Annotated in this window: 19 protein-coding genes, 2 tRNA genes and 1 pseudogene; 9 read left to right on the top strand and 13 right to left on the bottom strand. The window is 63.0% G+C overall.

All coding sequences use genetic code 11. The annotated features are described in order from the left end of the window. Window positions 1–34 precede the first annotated feature (34 nt). Window positions 35–214, top strand: a complete 180-nt coding sequence (locus AOQ71_RS45905) for a hypothetical protein (RefSeq protein WP_162268347.1) — start codon at window positions 35–37, stop codon at window positions 212–214. Between the two features lie 43 nt (window positions 215–257). Here AOQ71_RS45905 and AOQ71_RS11030 read toward each other — a convergent pair whose 3' ends face one another. Together AOQ71_RS11030 and AOQ71_RS11035 are read right to left on the bottom strand one after the other, a co-directional pair. Next, window positions 258–2,300, bottom strand: coding sequence for a hypothetical protein (locus tag AOQ71_RS11030; protein ID WP_057745813.1), 2,043 nt, complete (start codon window positions 2,298–2,300; stop codon window positions 258–260). A 78-nt stretch (window positions 2,301–2,378) separates the two neighbouring features. Continuing rightward, complete coding sequence (locus AOQ71_RS11035) at window positions 2,379–3,257, bottom strand: hypothetical protein (RefSeq protein WP_157083483.1); 879 nt, start codon at window positions 3,255–3,257, stop codon at window positions 2,379–2,381. A 260-nt stretch (window positions 3,258–3,517) separates the two neighbouring features. On the opposite strand from AOQ71_RS11035, the pseudogene AOQ71_RS47620 reads away from it, so the two are divergent. Continuing rightward, a pseudogene (locus AOQ71_RS47620) lies at window positions 3,518–3,646 on the top strand (LLM class flavin-dependent oxidoreductase); the annotation flags it as partial. Between the two features lie 165 nt (window positions 3,647–3,811). Here the strand turns inward: AOQ71_RS47620 and AOQ71_RS11045 are convergent. Then, window positions 3,812–3,897: transfer RNA gene (locus AOQ71_RS11045), tRNA-Tyr, on the bottom strand. A gap of 207 nt (window positions 3,898–4,104) precedes the next feature. Between AOQ71_RS11045 and rlmB the strand changes: the two genes are divergently transcribed. Next, complete coding sequence (rlmB, locus tag AOQ71_RS11050) at window positions 4,105–4,935, top strand: 23S rRNA (guanosine(2251)-2'-O)-methyltransferase RlmB (protein ID WP_057745822.1); 831 nt, start codon at window positions 4,105–4,107, stop codon at window positions 4,933–4,935. 292 nt (window positions 4,936–5,227) lie between these two features. On the opposite strand, the gene AOQ71_RS11055 is transcribed toward rlmB, so the two are convergent. Further along, on the bottom strand, window positions 5,228–5,734 hold the full coding sequence (locus AOQ71_RS11055; protein ID WP_057745826.1) for a hypothetical protein: 507 nt from the start codon (window positions 5,732–5,734) through the stop codon (window positions 5,228–5,230). Between the two features lie 44 nt (window positions 5,735–5,778). After that, entirely contained in the window at window positions 5,779–6,264 is a 486-nt protein-coding gene (locus tag AOQ71_RS11060) for a hypothetical protein (RefSeq protein WP_057745830.1), read from the bottom strand. A 271-nt stretch (window positions 6,265–6,535) separates the two neighbouring features. Between AOQ71_RS11060 and AOQ71_RS11065 the strand changes: the two genes are divergently transcribed. Both AOQ71_RS11065 and AOQ71_RS11070 read left to right on the top strand, forming a co-directional pair. Beyond that, window positions 6,536–6,958 (top strand): hypothetical protein, encoded by a 423-nt coding sequence (locus AOQ71_RS11065; RefSeq protein ID WP_057745833.1) that lies wholly within the window; start codon window positions 6,536–6,538, stop codon window positions 6,956–6,958. A 160-nt stretch (window positions 6,959–7,118) separates the two neighbouring features. After that, window positions 7,119–7,193 (top strand) — tRNA-Thr (locus AOQ71_RS11070). A gap of 18 nt (window positions 7,194–7,211) precedes the next feature. On the opposite strand, the gene AOQ71_RS11075 is transcribed toward AOQ71_RS11070, so the two are convergent. Then, on the bottom strand, window positions 7,212–7,631 hold the full coding sequence (locus tag AOQ71_RS11075; RefSeq protein WP_057745836.1) for a GFA family protein: 420 nt from the start codon (window positions 7,629–7,631) through the stop codon (window positions 7,212–7,214). 74 nt (window positions 7,632–7,705) lie between these two features. After that, a complete protein-coding gene (locus AOQ71_RS11080; RefSeq protein WP_057745840.1) occupies window positions 7,706–8,398 on the bottom strand; it encodes a class I SAM-dependent methyltransferase in 693 nt (230 codons plus the stop codon). 87 nt (window positions 8,399–8,485) lie between these two features. On the opposite strand from AOQ71_RS11080, the gene AOQ71_RS11085 reads away from it, so the two are divergent. Then, window positions 8,486–9,241, top strand: coding sequence for a dienelactone hydrolase family protein (locus tag AOQ71_RS11085; protein ID WP_057745843.1), 756 nt, complete (start codon window positions 8,486–8,488; stop codon window positions 9,239–9,241). A gap of 282 nt (window positions 9,242–9,523) precedes the next feature. Here AOQ71_RS11085 and AOQ71_RS11090 read toward each other — a convergent pair whose 3' ends face one another. Then, window positions 9,524–11,221, bottom strand: a complete 1,698-nt coding sequence (locus tag AOQ71_RS11090; protein ID WP_057745847.1) for a methyl-accepting chemotaxis protein — start codon at window positions 11,219–11,221, stop codon at window positions 9,524–9,526. 204 nt (window positions 11,222–11,425) lie between these two features. Further along, entirely contained in the window at window positions 11,426–11,593 is a 168-nt protein-coding gene (locus AOQ71_RS46275) for a hypothetical protein (RefSeq protein WP_167353973.1), read from the bottom strand. A gap of 102 nt (window positions 11,594–11,695) precedes the next feature. Between AOQ71_RS46275 and AOQ71_RS11095 the strand changes: the two genes are divergently transcribed. Together AOQ71_RS11095 and AOQ71_RS11100 are read left to right on the top strand one after the other, a co-directional pair. After that, window positions 11,696–12,094: a hypothetical protein gene (locus tag AOQ71_RS11095; RefSeq protein WP_057745849.1), complete on the top strand. Its 399-nt coding sequence runs from the start codon at window positions 11,696–11,698 to the stop codon at window positions 12,092–12,094. A 309-nt stretch (window positions 12,095–12,403) separates the two neighbouring features. Continuing rightward, window positions 12,404–12,658: a hypothetical protein gene (locus AOQ71_RS11100; RefSeq protein ID WP_057745852.1), complete on the top strand. Its 255-nt coding sequence runs from the start codon at window positions 12,404–12,406 to the stop codon at window positions 12,656–12,658. Window positions 12,659–12,694: 36 nt separating this feature from the next. On the opposite strand, the gene AOQ71_RS11105 is transcribed toward AOQ71_RS11100, so the two are convergent. The 4 genes from AOQ71_RS11105 to AOQ71_RS11120 form a co-directional block, all read right to left on the bottom strand. Continuing rightward, the gene (locus AOQ71_RS11105; protein ID WP_057745935.1) at window positions 12,695–12,937 is read right to left on the bottom strand and encodes a DUF6719 family protein; all 243 of its coding nucleotides are present in this window, start codon (window positions 12,935–12,937) and stop codon (window positions 12,695–12,697) included. Between the two features lie 246 nt (window positions 12,938–13,183). Continuing rightward, window positions 13,184–13,888 (bottom strand): outer membrane protein, encoded by a 705-nt coding sequence (locus AOQ71_RS11110; protein WP_057745938.1) that lies wholly within the window; start codon window positions 13,886–13,888, stop codon window positions 13,184–13,186. A gap of 284 nt (window positions 13,889–14,172) precedes the next feature. Continuing rightward, entirely contained in the window at window positions 14,173–14,568 is a 396-nt protein-coding gene (locus tag AOQ71_RS11115) for a hypothetical protein (RefSeq protein ID WP_057745855.1), read from the bottom strand. A gap of 225 nt (window positions 14,569–14,793) precedes the next feature. Next, window positions 14,794–15,174 (bottom strand): His-rich protein BRANT, encoded by a 381-nt coding sequence (locus AOQ71_RS11120; protein ID WP_057745858.1) that lies wholly within the window; start codon window positions 15,172–15,174, stop codon window positions 14,794–14,796. Window positions 15,175–15,425: 251 nt separating this feature from the next. Here AOQ71_RS11120 and AOQ71_RS11125 point away from each other — a divergent pair, with 251 nt between their 5' ends. Next, window positions 15,426–15,968: a tetratricopeptide repeat protein gene (locus AOQ71_RS11125; protein ID WP_057745863.1), complete on the top strand. Its 543-nt coding sequence runs from the start codon at window positions 15,426–15,428 to the stop codon at window positions 15,966–15,968. Window positions 15,969–15,997: the final 29 nt, after the last annotated feature.

Consider the following 15,997-nt stretch of genomic DNA (forward strand, 5'->3'; position numbering starts at 1 on the left):
AGAACCAGCCTCTCTGCTTGTCCGCCGACAGCAGATGAGCCGGAAACACCTCGTCCAGCCGCGGCAGATCCATTGCTCCCGCCGGCAATTTTATGCCACCCGCATCAGCGAGGGCGGTGCCGTTGCGCCTTACGATCCATGGCGCCTGCCTTGCGGCCAGGAACATGTCGAAGGCTATGTTGATCTCTTCTTCCACGGCATCCTCCCAAGCTGACGACAGCGCAGGCATGACGCGCCATGCCCAGGGGCAGAGCCGGTCACGCGGGTGCGGTCTGGGCCGCTTTCACATAGACGTCGATAAGGGCCTTCTTGTCAGCGGGCGCGCTCGGCAACGGCGTCTTCAGCTGCGGGAAGTACTTGATGTGTCCTTGTGGGATCGCCACCGAAACAGGCTCGGGCGTGGAGTAGATCACCGGGTCATCGGTGAAATTGGGACCATCGACCTCGACCGTCATCGTGTACGTAAATTTGGTCTCCTGGATGTATTTGTCCGAGAATACCTCCCAGATGGCGTTGGTCACATTCGCCTTCGTCACCACGATCTCCGGGTAGGTATCGTTGCCGATCTTCGGCGTGATCGTGACGCTGACGTTCGGCGGAAGCTTGAGCGGCGTAACCGCAAACCGGACGAACACATATCCGACTGCCGCAGCGGTGAGAATCGGTCCATGATCGGTGGTGAGCTCTTCGATCTCGGCTATGGCCGGATCGTGCGGGGCGATCGACGGGGAAAGGTTCACCCGGGGGTCAAGTCCATCGAAGACAAGTTTGCGACGCAGTTTGACTTGGTCCTTCGGCCAACCTTGCACCGGGTTGTCCAGACGCAGGAAAGAATAGCTCACGAAATCGCTGCTGTTCTCAGCCTTCCAAATCGCCGGCGAAACAGGCCCCTTGGGAACGCTTTGTCCCTGCACATAGTGCTGGCCCTGGTTCAGCATCCGCAGATTGACTTGCCCATTCTCGACCGGACTGGAAAAGTCGGGGTAACCGGCTTCGAGCTCAACAGCGACGAGCGGGTCCCGCAGGTCGGTACCATCCGGCAGCTTTTCGCCAAAGTTCACCGCGCAGGTGCCGACCACCTGAACTTTCTTGAAGAATTCGCCGATATCAATGACGAACAGGTACTTGTTGAGGTTGGCGCGCACCGCCGGCAGCAGGTCGTTGAGGTCTCCCGTCACTGCGGTTTCGACCGAGATGGTCTCGTCGAGGATCAGCGTCTGTTGGAAATGCACACCACGTCGCTCATGATCAGACTTCAGTGACACCGCAGCACCGCCGAAGACTTCGCTGAACCAGCCGCGCCCCGACGTCGCGGCCTTGGAGTCGGCCTTGGACGGGTCCCAGTCGAAGATCTCCTGCTTGACCAGATCCATCGCGGTCTTCTTCATGGCGTCGACATTCTCGTTGACCCACTTCGCCGTGGAGGCATCGAGAACGGATCCGTTCTGGGTGATGTGCGTTGTCACACCTCCTGAGGTGATGCACGAGGACCAGGCCGCGCTGGCGGAAATTTCGTCGATGCCGAGGAAGCCGCCCGCCTGGACCGCGAAGGAGAACGAGTCATAGACCTTGTCGACGTCGACATTGACCTCGACCGTCACGGCATTGACGTAGAACGCCTCCTTGAGGATGTTGGTGACGGTGAATGGCGGCGAGGCGCCCGCCTTGAGCGCTGAGGCGATCTCACCCGCGGCGAACAGATTGCAGGAGATGAGAAAAGTGCTTATGCCGTGTTGCTCGATGCTGCCCTTCTGGCTGTACTGAGCGGTCATCAGGATCTTGCCGCCGGTGACGCTGGGGTCTTGCACCGCGCACACCACGGTGCTGTTGGTGATGGGCACGATGCCCAGCCCGGGGTCGGGGTCACCCGATTGATGATTGAAGAAGCGACCCAACCGCGGGATCGGCGCGGGGTGCTCGCGGCTCTTCAGTTTGGCGATGACACCTTCGATCACGCTCGGCGGGATCGCGAACGTGGTGGAGAACGTGCAAAAGCCACCGCCTATCTCGGTTGAGGCGCCGGCGAGCTCTTCAGGAGTTATGTTGGCTTCCTCCGAACCCAGACCTTTGAAGAGAGTCATCTCGAAATCAAAGTCTTGCGGCGAGCTCTGCTTGCGCGCCAGGAAGACCTGCGCGGGCTGGAAGTAGTACTGGGTGGGCAACCCGGCTTGCCTCAGCTCGGGATTGTGCGCATCAGGATAGACCTGCACATCAAATCTCGTTCCTGTTTCATCGTTGACCGTGACCACAACGAAATCGGGGCCAAACAGCGGTCCGACGCCGGAAATAAAATCGGCCATATCAAGCTCCTATGAAATATGAGTAGGCGAAAACAAATGCGTGCGTGAAGGCTCGGTATTTACTGCACGGCAATCCGGTCAGGCGCCGGTCGGCTGCGGCCAGGACAGATTGGGATATGCGGCGAGCAGTCCGGCGTTGCCGTCGTCACCCGATTGCTTGCACGCTGCTGCCCACAATTCGGTGACCGCGGTCGCGGGATCTCCGCTGCATTTGGCAATCAGCAGCGTCACCCGGTTGCGAAGGGCGATCCCGCCCTGCCCGTCGGCGAGCTGGTCCTGGGCCTGCTTGCGGGCGTCATCCCACCACTGCTTGTCCAACGCGTCCTGATCGGCACCCTGGAGGCTGCCGGAAAAATTCGGCTCCGGAGGGACCCCCATGGCCATCGCGTCATAGGCCACGGTGTAGCACCATGACCGCATGGCCGCTCCGCGCTCTTCCGTCTGGAGGGCTTTGATCACCGCGAGCAGCATCTTCACCGGCTGGATGAACCAGCTGGTTGGCGACAGTTCGCCCTTGAGCGCCTCGCCGAAAGCGGACGCAAGCTCGAACAGCGCGCCATATTGCTTGTCGACCACCGCGGCGACCCCGAATGCGCGCAGGATGCCTTTGGCTGCTGCCAGGTCGCGGATTGCACTCACCCCCTCGAGGACTTCGCTGAGCTCTTCGACTGTCGTCGGCGGTGGTGTGGGAGGATCATCGGATGAGCCGGACAGCGGCGCTCCCGTAGTAACGTCCAGCGGATTGCCATTAACGTCGTTGAGGGTCATGGTTCCGTCGGTCTCGATATTGAGAACCGCGAAGTCAGGGAAAGTGACCATTGCCCTTCCGTCGGATTCGTCGACGCGGACGGTACCGTCAGGCCAGGATGTCGTGACCGAACCGTCGTCGTTCTGAACGATAGATGCGCCGTCGCCATCGACGGGGCTAATGTGGGCGAGCTGCTCTCTGGTTGGCATGACTGATCACCTTTCTCGTATCGTCACTCCGCATGTTGACCGTCCGGGATGTTAGGAGTGCCGGACATCAATGCGTGTCGGCTAGCTCACACATGGCCCACTATTTCCAGTGTAATGAATGTCGGGCTGCAGCCAGTGATCAACATGCGCGCAGACCGCAATGATCGCTACCTTAGGTAAGCGTTAGAAAATCATGGAGGCGATCGCCGGCTCTGCCGGGAGTGGATCGAGAGTCTGCTGCGCGACAGCACCACAAGCCGGCCAAGACATTCGGCCTTGCGCGGTTTCAATTGAAATACTCGGCGGGACCGCTGCCGCACGAGAAGCTGATGAAGAGTATCGCGCTTTACGCACGGAAGGTGATGCCGATGCTCAGGGAGATGATGGGGTGGCGGAAAGTTCGTCTTCGCTTACGCTCACCAGAGACTCTTCTTCGCGAACGCGTGGCCCGAACCCGACTCTTGTCCAGATCCGACGCCAAGGCTTCGGAGGGCATCCTGCTTCGCGCAGTGGAAGGCTGCAAATCTTGCGAAGCGCGTTAGCGCGAAGCAGGATGGTGGGGGAGGCAGGACTCGAACCTGCGAAGCCATGAGGCGGCTGATTTACAGTCAGCTCCCTTTGCCACTCGGGACACTCCCCCGCTCGACGGCAGCACAATCGGGCCGGACCTTGCCGGCGGACCGAAAACGGCCATGGAACGTGAAGGCCGCGACAGCCCGGATGGGGGCGCGACCGGGCGCGTTTATGGGCGAAGCGGTGGGGCAAAGTCAACCGAGGCGAACAGCTAAAATCGCCCTTGGAGCCACCCAAATTGCCATATTCCGGCACCCGTGACACAAGCGAGCCCATGAAGGACAAAAAATTTGCTCCGAGGGGGCCCCGCGGCGGGGCTAAGCCCTTCAACAGAACAGGAAAATCGGCTGGCCGGCCGGCCTGGCGCGAACGCGATTCGCACCCCGACGGCCCCGTCATCCTCTATGGCTGGCACACCGTCACCATGGCCCTCGCCAACCCACAGCGGCGGATCCGCAAGCTGACGCTGACCGAGAACGCCGCGCGGCGCCTGGCCGATGAAAACATCGCGAGCCCGGTCGCGCCCGAGATCGTCCGTCCCCAGGAGATCGACCGCCTGCTCTCGCCCGACGCCGTGCATCAGGGGCTGCTCGCCGAGGCCGATCCCCTGCCCTCGCCCGACATCGAGACCTTGAAGCAGGAAGGCATGGTGCTGGTGCTGGACCAGATCACCGATCCGCACAATGTCGGCGCCATCCTGCGCTCGGCCGCGGCGTTCGCGGTGAAGGCGATCGTGACCACCGCCCGTCACAGTCCGGAAGCAACCGGCGTGCTGGCCAAGGCCGCCTCCGGCGCGCTGGAGCTGGTGCCCATGGTAACAGTGCAAAACCTCGCGCGTGCGCTGACCGCTCTGAACGAGCGCGGCTTCCAGACCGTTGGCCTCGACAGCGAGGGCAGCGAGGATCTCTCGGACGTGGCATTGCGCGAGCCGCTCGCCCTGGTGCTCGGCGCCGAAGGCAAGGGCCTCAGGCAATTGACGCGCGAGACCTGCAGCGTGGTGGCGCGGCTCGACATGCCCGGGGAGATCAAGAGCCTCAACGTCTCGAATGCCGCGGTGCTCTCGCTCTATGTCGGTGCCGTCAGGCTGGGCTTGATGAAGCGCTAGGCGCGCATTCCGACGATGCCATAATACATCTGTTTTGCCCGACGGATCAACAGCATTTCGTTTTTTCTTAAGATTCGTAGCCCGGATGGAGCGCAGCGCAATCCGGGACCGTCGCACCAGAATCCCGGATTTCGCTGCGCTCCATCCGGGCTACGCTCGAATGATTTTTACTGGCGCGTAACTCATTGATCGCGCTGTCCCCGGCTACTGTGCATGGGGTTGTTTTGGAGACAAGGCAAAGCGCCCGTCCGCATTGAGCGAACGGCGCTTCTTTGGCTCAGCCGATCAGAGATCAGTAATAGCGCCGCAGCACGCGATGGCCGCCATAGTACGGCTGATAGCGATGGGCGTAGCCATAGCGCGGACCATAGCCGTAATGCGGACGCGGCAGATAGCCGTAGCGCGGGCCGTAGCCGTAGCGATACGGACGGTAGTACGGGCGGCGATAGGGATAGGCAGCCGGCGCTTCGACGGCAGCCGCGCGATAGCCATAGCCGTAGCCATAATTGGCGGGGGCGACGACCGCGTCTTCCTGGTAGGTCGGATACGGCGCGAACGCGCCCGGACCGGTGTAGGTCGGACCCTGGTTGACGTAGTAGTACTGCGAGGTCGGCTGGGCGAGGCGCTCATAGCCATAACCGTAAGCAGCGCCGTAGCCATAACCACCGCAACCGGTGTTGCAGCCGGAATAGACCGGCGCAACCGGCTGGCACGGGCTGAAGCCGCAGGCCATGGCGGGCGCGGCGCCCGCAAACATCACGGCAGCCGCCGCGACCAGTCCCGAAATCATCTGACGCATTACTCTCTCCTGTTGATTTCCGTCTTGTGGATTCCGACGTTTCTTTAGCCCGGCGGCCTGCCGGGCATTCCTGTGCGCGGCCGGGGTCGTGGTGGTCGCGGATAGTCGTTGATCTCGGGCGCCAGGATCACCGGCGGTGGGTTGACCGGCACATCCATTTGCGGCGGCAGCGGCGCGGACGATGCGCCCCAGCTCTGGTGGTAGCTCTCCGCCGGCTTCGGCAATTTGCGGTTCGCCGGCGGCTCGACCTCGAGGCGGCCGTAGCCGGGCTGCAAGCCCAGGCTCGGATAATAATGGCCGACATCGGAGGGCTGCCGTTCCGGGACGTACACCCCGCCATAGATCGTGGGCTGCACCTGGACGTTCTTGCCAAGGCCCCAGACGCCTTCGACCACGGCGTAGGACGCATCGATGTTGTTGATGATGATGGGCACGCCGGGACGGCCCGGCACGACGAGATCGAAGCCGCCGCCGGCAAAGGCCGTCGCGGGCAGTCCGATCAGAAAGATTGCGAGCGCAGATGCGCGCATGGAAGAGCCCCGGTTATCCGGCCCGCAAACTATCCGATCGCGACGCAGAGAGGGTTAAGGCCAGTTGAGCAAATTCAGGTAAGCCTAACGCGTAAGGATCTCGCGCTGCTCAAATGCTGCGACGCGCACTAGCGAAGTGTTAACGGCGGCAGACCTTGTTCCATTCACTCACGTGCGTTTGACCGACATTTGCGGAAAATCAGCCTGCTGCTTCGGAACGACCGCCGCGGCACGACATTTAGCTCCCCGTCAATTCGAAGGGAGACAACTAATGACGATCACGAAACTCCTCGGCGCGACGGCGATTGCAGCAACCATGGTGACCGGCTCCGCGATGGCGCAATCGGTCGTCACCAATCCCGAGCGCTGCTCGGTGCAATCCACTGATCCCTCCTGCCAGAATCTCGGACGCCACGGATATCGCCATCACCGGGTGAGCTACCGACAGAGCAATGGCGACTGGAACAGGACTCACACCGGCTTCTGGCCGACCGACGTTGCGGGCGATGTCGCGGGCGCCGCGATCGGGACCGCCGGCGCGATTGCAACAGCCCCGTTCCGCGCCATGGACAACAGTTACGCCTACGACAATCGCGGTTGGGACACCCGCACCTATGCCCAGCGCAACGGGTTCGTCTGCACGCCCGGCACCTGGTTCAAGGGTGACGACGGCCGCCGGCATATCTGCCAGTAAGCCAAGCCGTTCAGGCAGCGGACAGGCGGCCCAGAGCCGCCTGTTTCGTGCCCGCGGGATCGCGCTCGGTTCTGGCACTTTCCGATCAAGTCTGGTATTGCGACGCGCGGGCGCGCAGCCCGGCGCATGCCGGCCCTCCGCCTGCCTTTCTCGAGGCGTCGCCGGCTTAGCTCAGCGGTAGAGCAGCGGTTTTGTAAACCGAAGGTCGGGGGTTCAATCCCCTCAGCCGGCACCAGCGCGCGATGCGCATCCCTCAGCTCGAAGTCTTCGTTAGGCTGCCGTGCTGCAGATGCTCGACGTCCGTGCCGTCGATATTGACCCATGCATGCTTCGACCGCTCGAACACCGATTTGATCGGCGCCGGGAAATTGGGGTCAGCGATTGCACCAACGGCAACGCCTATCATCGACGGCAATTTGTCCGGCTTCCAAAAGACCGTCGAGCCGCAATCGGAACAAAAATAGCACCGGACCCTGCCGCCGCTCTCGCCGGCGCGAACATATTCCTTCGGCGCTCCTGAGATCTTGACCGCCTCGACCGGATAGAAAGCACCAACGCCGAACGGCGCGCCGGTCCGCCGCTGGCATTCGAGACAGTGACAGGCCGCGACCAGGTTGGTCGGTCCCGGAAGCGACAGCGCAAGCGCGCCGCAGCTGCATCTGGCGTCGATCATAGACTCCACTCCTTGCATTCATTGCTTCGATGTCCGCTTAAGCCGCGGCGATGATGGCCGGGCGTCAGGCGCGCTCAGCTGGCGGGCAACTCATCCAGCCGCCAGAGCCCGAGGCTCTTGTCGCGCCAGCCGCCACCGCCCTCGCCGCAGCGCTCGTTGATCAATTCGCGCGCCGGCGGCCAGCCGAAAGGCGGCTTCGTCATGTTGAGCGCCCGCCAATCGCCGTCCTCGCAATCGCTGTTATCGTCCCATTCCGGAAAGGTCGTGACCAGTAGGAATTGCGCGCCGCTGGCGCGAAAGCAGGATATAGCGCGCGCGATGTTCTGAAAGCTCAGATGCACGAGACAGTCGCGGCACAGGATCACCTCGCAGCGCGGCAGGGAATCGCGCGTAATGTCGGCGACGAGAAAACGGCCGCGCAACTCGCCTCGCGCGACGCGGGCGCCGTTGGCAGCGATCAGCGATGGCACGATATCGATGCCGATATAGTCGACATCGAGCTGCATGCTGCCGATCCAGCCGGCATCCCCGCAGGGCGCATCGAGCAGCGAACGCGCGCCCAGCCGATGCAGCAGGCCAGGCAGAGCATCGCGGATCGCCGCGGTGGCAGGATCTTCCGACCCGAGGCCCGAGACCGAGGTCGCAGCTCCCCACAAATTGGTTCGCGCGATCCTCTCAAAACGCGCGGCGAGGTCGAGACCTGCAAAATTCTCACGGTCGGCAACGAACCGCTCATGGGCGAGCACAGCGGGACGATGGGAGATCATCGGATGGGACTCGCGTCAAGATTCCGTCGCAAGCATACTATAGGGGCACGGCATTCAATCCGAAATCTCCCGCGAGCGAGTTCGCTGATGATCACCCGACGAACCGCTGCAGCCGGCCTCGTCACCCTGCTAGCGCCCATCGCCGCACGCGGCACTCCCGGCGAAGAGCTCAATGTCACCTCCGGCGGGGACAGCCTCTCCGTGTCGCGCTATGCGGCGGCCGGATCGGACAGGCGTCCCGCCGTGATCGCGCTGCACGGCGCCCGCGGCATCGAGCTCAGGACGCGCGCCTATGAGCGATATGCGGGTTCGCTGACGGCGCGGGGTATCGACACCTATTTTCTCCGCTACATGACGACAGCCGACATGGCTGCGTTGACGTCGACCTCACACGAGGTCCGTGAGGCCTATGAAACGAAGCGGTTCGACGGCTGGGCCGACACGGTCGCCGCCACCGTGACTGATGTCCTCGGCCGATCCGACAGTTCGGGACGCATCGGCCTCCTCGGCTTCTCGCTCGGCAGCTACATCGCCGCCGAAGCGGCCGCGCGTGACAGGCGCATCGCAGCCCTCGCGGTGCTCTATGGCGGTATGCCTCACGCCATGGCCACGAAGATCAAGCACCTGCCGCCGCTGATCGTGCTGCACGGCGAGGCCGACAAGAACGTCCCGATCGAGGAAGGCCGGCAGCTGGTTGCGCTCGGCAAGTTGGCCGGCGCCGACACCGAATTCGTGCCCTATCCCGGCAGAGCCCACGGCTTTGATTTCTCGGACACAGACCCGATGACTCGGGATGCGATCGATCGGGTCACGAAATTCTTCCAGGCACGGCTCGCCACCTGACCGCATCAGGGTGGCTTCAGCTACCCATGATGTGGATGTTCTTCGCAGGAAAAGCGCGGGGACGGCGAGCGACCACAGATTGGATCAACAGTCTGAATGAGGTAGCATGCGCACCGCATGCCTTCCTACACCAGCCGAGAAAACGCCAAAATCATCGCCGGAGCCGTCACGGCCGTCGTCGCAACGTTCTTCCTTTTCGCGATCGCGATGGCGTTCCTGCTGCCGCAATAGGAGCAGCGGCGCGCCGGCGGCGCGGGGCCGCCGGGCCGTGGTCGCGCGGGATCAGGCCGCGCGCACCGTCCGCAGGAATTTGCCGACTTCGTCCTTCAGGCGGGTGCTGTCCGTTGCCAGCATCTTCGCGGTCGAGAGCACCTGCGAGGAGGCCGAACCGGTCTCAGCGGCGCCGCGCTGCACGTCGGTGATGTTGGCCGAGACCTGCTGGGTGCCGTGAGCGGCCTGCTGAACGTTGCGCGAGATCTCCTGGGTCGCGGCGCCCTGCTCCTCGACGGCGGCGGCAATGGTCGAGGACACTTCAGACAGCCGCTCGATGGTTGCGGAGATATCGCGGATCGCCGTCACGGAGTCCTGGGTGGCGGTCTGGATGCCGGAGATCTGCTGGCTGATCTCGCCGGTCGCCTTCGCAGTCTGCTCGGCGAGCGTTTTCACCTCGGAGGCGACGACGGCAAAGCCGCGGCCGGCCTCGCCTGCCCGTGCCGCCTCGATGGTGGCGTTCAGCGCCAACAGGTTAGTCTGGCCGGCAATGGTGTTGATCAGCTCGACGACGTCGCCGATGCGCGTGGCGGCAATCGAGAGCTCGCTGACGCGTTCGGTGGTGGTGCGCGCCTGGTTGACAGCTTCGCTCGCCATCCGTGCGGATTCCTGCACCTGCCGGCTGATCTCGTTGACCGAGGACGACAATTCCTCCGTGGCGGTCGCAACCGATTGAACGTTGCCCGTGGCCTCGCCCGAGGCGACCGCGACCACCGAGGTCAACTCCTGGGCGCGCTGCGCCGTCGTAGCGAGCGTCGAGGACGAGGCTTCGAGCTCGGTGGAAGCGGATCCGACGGTATCGATGATCTCGCCGACCGCGCGCTCGAAGCCATCGGCAAGGTTGAACATGTCGCGGCGGCGCTGCTCAGCGGCCTGTTGCTCGGCTTGCACCTGCGCGGCCTTGAGGCGCTCGACCTCGATCGCGTTGGTCTTGAACACCTCGACGGTCTTGGCCATCTCGCCGATCTCGTCGCGGCGGTCCTTGTCGGGCACTTCCGTCCGGAGGTCGTTGCGCGCCAAGCCCTCCATGGTGGCCTTGAGACGGGCAATCGGCTTCGACATCGCCACGAAGCCGATGAAGAGCGCAATCGCAATGCCGATGATCAGGCCGCCGGCGCTGACACTCATGACGGTCCAGGTCGCGGATTTGGCGTCGGCCTCGATCGCTTCCTTGCGCTTGGTCACCGCCTTGGACGTCTCGCTCGTGAACTTGGCAATGCGATCGAGAGCCGCGTCGATCAGCGGGTCGCACTCTTTGTGAGCACGATCAGCGGCCTTGGCATTCTCCTCCGGACTGTTTGCAGCCGCCCCGGCTTGAAGCACCGGATCGCAGCCTGCAAAGGCAGCCCTTAGCTGCTCACTGACGCTCTTCGCCTCGTTCGCATGCGCCGGGTCGTTCTCCTCCGCTGCAGTCAGGTACTGGCCGACCTCACTGCGGTTCTGGTTCGCGACCTTGAGGCGATTGGCGTTGCCGGCCTCGGTCGTCTCGGTCATGACCGCATAGAGGGCCGCGTGATAGGTCTCGATGCGGCGCTGGGCGCGCGTGAGGTTGAGCGCAGCCGACTGCATTGCGGTCAGCTCGCTGAAGCCGTCGACCGTCGCCGACAACTCGCGAATGCCAAAGGCCGCAACCGCAACCAGGGCACAGCCCATCACGGTCACGATCAGCGCAACCTTCAACACGATCTTCAAATTATTCAAAAAGCTCATTCGCAGCCGCCTTCAATACCCGGTTCCTACGCCGGAACTGTCCCAGCGGCCGCATTGGAACCGGAGGAAATTAACATTTGATAATAAGCGTCGTGAATGAGGTTACGGAAAAATACCCAATCGCGCCTGGTCGTAAGCCCTGCGTAAGCTTGAGCCTCCTTTCAAGGCGTTCCGCGGGCTAGCGAACGGGCATCCGCGCCAGCGCTAGTGATCCGGGGAGGCCTCCCGGCAGTCATCTGGTCGGACATGGGCACGCATGAGATCCTCGACGAACGCAATCACCTGCGCCCGCTTCTCGGGCGGCAGCGACAGGAAGGCGCGCACAAGGCGCAAGCCCTGCACTTCGCCCGACGGGTCGGCGCTGGAATCCATCCGACTAATGTCAGGCGACTGGGAAAAATATGCAACCCCCGGTCAACCTTCTTGATTCGGTGCCCCGGCTTTGGTGGAATGGGTCAAACAGGGTGGTGGATCATGAAGTGGATCAGGGAGCGCGACGCTCTGATCGCGCAGACGCTGGCCTTCGTGCAATCGGTTGCTGGCAAGAAGGACGATTTCCGTCAGCCGGATACCGCTGCAGCTGCTCCGGTCCTGGCAACGGAGAGCGTTTCCGTCCGGGCCACGACCGTGACGCTTGAACAGGCGCAGGCCGATCCGCCCCCGCAGATCAACCCTCCGGCGCCCCAGCCCCTGCTCACCCCCGCACCGCGAATGGGTAGCGACTTCCGCAGCGAGATGCAGACCCGCATCGCCAATTTCAGGAAGCATCAGGAGCGGTTCGAGCGCGAACGCGAGGAATATTGTGTGGCGACACTGACCAAGCTCCGCGCCGCCATCCGCGATATCGACGCGTCCCCGACGGCTCGCAAGTAGGATCGGACCGCCCGCCTACAACCAGGACCACACCAGCCAAAGATTGGCTGCGCAGGCGCCGATCAGTGCCAGCGTCAGTGGCAGGAGCAGGTGCCCACAGCAGGTTTTGAGGTCGGTCGTCATGGCCGAAAACATCCGCTGATTCCGCCAAACGAGTCCCAAGGTTTCTTTTTTGGAGGATTCAGGACTCGTTAAGGACTCAGGTCCCGCGCCTTGCATCCAAGTACCCATCGCCGATCACGGGCCCGTGATAGCTCAGGAACCGGCCGCGCCCGTAAGCCGTTAACGCGTTTTCCGGGAGCGGGAAGCATGCCCTACGCCCTGTTCTGCAACGACAGCCAGATCAGCAAGGCCTATCCTGATGAAGCCGACGTCTGGAAGCTCGCGCAACGGAGCGGGCTGGTCGTGGACGTCGGGACCGACGACGAGCGGCCCGGTCCGCGCCGGGTGCTCGACAACGACTACGAGATCAAATCCTGCCGGGCCGCCCAAGGCGAGGATCCCGCCAAGAACAAGGCGGAGGCGGAGCGGGAATCCAGGATGGAGCTTCAGCTCGGTTCGTGAGCCCCGGCTAAGACGTGCTTCGGTGCAAAGCGCGCTTCAGGGTGTCGCGATCGCCAGCGATGCCTGCTCACCGGCGAGCGACACGCAAGCCTTGCGGCGATGCAGCCCGCGGATTGCTCCGGTAACCTTCAGCACCTTGCCGGAGGGACAGGAGGCGTCTTTCACGAAGGCGACCTCGTAAGGTGCCAACATCAGAGGCTCGGATTTGAGGATTGTTTGGGCAGCGCAGGGGAGCGCGGCGAAGCACGCGACGACCACCACCGACGCCAAGATACGCATGTTCGTCATCCCACCAGCCCGGTTATTGCCCTAATCCGCGTACCGGAGCACGAGTTCCGTAAGTCGCAAAAATTATTTTTGCTTTACCCGATGCCCGTGACACGCGAGAGAATGCGCCCGCAAGACCGTTGGCTTGCAAATGACGCGCCAGATGGTTCACACAATGAAAACAACAGGCGCCGACAAACAAAAGGCCGGCGGAAAGCCGGCCTTTGTCGGATCGTGGTCGTGGTTGCTCCGGGCGGCTCAGTAGCGCGAGGCCGGGCCACCCCAGCCGAAGCGGTAGTTCACACCGACCTTGACGGTATGCTCGTCGTCCCGGCCGCGGACGCCGACGACGTCGGCCGGACCTGAGGTGATCGTCGTGCTACCGAAATTGTAATACTGGTACTCGGCCTTGGCCGACCAGTTCGGCGCGAACATGTATTCGAGGCCGGTGCCGACGGTGTAGCCGTCCTTGCTGTTGCCGCTGGCGGTGAAGGGCTGCGGCACGCCGGCGACGTTGACGCCGAGGCCGCCATTGCGCCAGGCGTAGCCGCCCTTGGCATAAAGCAGGGCCGGGCCCCAGGTGTAGCCGAGGCGGCCCGTCACCGACCCGATCTGGTCCGTGTTCGATGTCACCTGCGTCCCGAGCGGGAACGTGACACCCTTGTTGTTGGTCGGCAGCCAGGAATATTGGGCCTCGACACCCACCACCCAATTGGGCGCAAACTGGTAGTCGAAGCCGCCCTGCACGCCACCCAGGAAGCGGGCGTCGCTCGACTGGAAGGTGGTGTCGCCTGCGAAGGCGCCGCCGACGTGGCCTCCAATATAGAAGCCGGTCCAGTTGTAGATCACCTGCGGCGGCGTGTAGGCCGGAGCCTTGGTGTAGGGGCGCGGCTGCATGTCTGCAGCGGCCGCCGGTGCGGCCATCGCCAGCAGAGCTGCTGCGCCCAGCAAAAACCTCTTCATGATCATCCCCGTTCTTTCAAATTCGACCCTCGGGAAACAACGTGGCGTGAATTTGGTTGCTTCGCGGCGATGCCGGAACGTTGATCGCTCGTTACTGTGACGGGACGGCAACATCGCGATTTTGTTCCGTCACGTCCGCTTGCCGCGACGATTTTCGTTCGCGCAAAACTTGCCGTAACGATTTGTCGCAAGGCAAACCCGCCCCGTTCAAAGCTCGCCAAAATGTGATCCAGCAGCTCCGGCAGCTCTTGATCTAGCAGTCCGCGATGAAGGCGGGCTTTGCGCTACCGCGTCATCTTTTCCAGTTCTGGAAAGGGTGCGTAAACCGCGCCGGCGCAGAGCTCGCTGGCGCGATCGACGACACGGTCGGCCCTGCCATTGACATAGACGACGGCGCGCTCGCGCATGGCCTTGTAGCTGCCGTCAGTCTCCCGCGGCGTGAAGTGCAGGCAGCTGATGTAGAATTGCCGTCCACCGATCTCACGCAGCACCGGATCCGCCATGCTGGCGTCGCGCACGCCGACCGGATTGTTGAGATAGGCGTGAATCAGAGCGAGTGCGTCGCCGCGAAAATTGTCGGGAAACGGCTGCGGGCCGCCGGCCTGGGCCCCTTCCATCAGGGACGGACGGTCACCATCGCCAAAGCAGGCCGCGAGCGCCAGAGGCAGCAACAGGACCATCGCGCGTTTCGCCAATTGCCCCAAGGTATCAAATTCTCCAGTCAGTCGGTTCGGCAGACGTTCTAGCCCCAAGGTTGCGCAAAGGGAATTCGCTTCCGCAAACGGCGCACCGGCCCGCCGTCAGCACCTCGCGCTATGACGCGAAGCTTGACGAACGGGCCGGGCCTGAACTCCGCGCGAGACGACGGGGCAACGCCAGGGACGCCGCCTCGCTGGGGTCAGTCGTTAGCTGCGCTTCTCGGTCGTCACCGGCTTGGTGAGGCCCGATTGCGTCTTCAGCGACTTCTTGGCCGATAGATGCTTGTGGTGATGACGATGCGTGCGCACGGTCTTGCGTTCGTCCGGCGTGACCGCGGCGTTGGCGTTCATCGCCTTGGTCTTGGTATCGACCTTGGCAGGCGACTTGATGTCGGCAGTCTTGTCAGCCGTCTTGGCATCGGCCTTGACGCCGGCGTCGGGGTTGGCAGCGGGGGTCGAGACCTTGCTCTGGGTCTGGTCCGCCTTGATCACCGGGGCAGTCGCGGGGGTCTTGGCGGCATCCTTGGCGAAGGCCGGAGCGGCGATGACGGAAGCTGCGAGCAAGGCTGCGGAAATGGTCTTCAACATGGTGGTCTCCTCTTGGAAGGATCTTGAGGCGGCGCCCTCTCGCCAACTCTTCGATCATGGGGGAGAGCCTAGACGGCGCGCGCTGAACCCGTTCTGAAGCGCGTAGCAGGCTTCCGTTCATCTGGATGACAAGTTTGTCATCTTGCGGCCGCCGAACCGCCCAGAGGCGGCAGGGAATGTTTTTGCCGCCCGGGTGTTCCGGTCTTTAGGCAATCGTGTAGGATCGCCACGTTCCATTCGGGAGAACTTAGATGCGCAGACTCGCAACGCTTCTTGTGCCGGGACTTGTCGCCATGAGCTTGGCGGCCGGACCGGCTCTGACCAGCGCCTATGCCGCCGGCAGTGACGAGCCCTCCTCGCCGCCGAAGTCCGATACATCGACCAAGAAGGGCAAGAAGAAGAGCTCTTCCGTCAGCGATCCGAAATTCCTCGCGGCGTACCGGACCGCGTACACCACGATCTACGACAAGCACGACTATACGGATGCGATCGGCCAACTGAAGCAGCTCAAGCGTGACGACGTCGCCGACGTCGCCAACCTGATCGGCTACTCCTATCGCAAGCTCGGCGACTACCAGTCGTCGAAGCTCTATTATGAGATCGCGCTGAAGGACGATCCGAACCACGTCCGCACCTGGCAGTATTACGGCCTCTGGCAGCTCGAGCAGGGTAACCGCGAACAGGCGCAGTATCACCTGAACAAGATCGCCTCGCTCGCCGGCACCGACAGCTCCGAATATCGCTCGCTAGCTGCCGCCCTCGACAAGCCGACCGGCGCGACGCTCGTCTACTGAGAGATCGAATCTTCTGAGGACGCGAACGG

Origin of the sequence: Bradyrhizobium manausense (assembly GCF_001440035.1) — a bacterium.
In the GTDB taxonomy this organism is placed as follows: domain Bacteria; phylum Pseudomonadota; class Alphaproteobacteria; order Rhizobiales; family Xanthobacteraceae; genus Bradyrhizobium; species Bradyrhizobium manausense.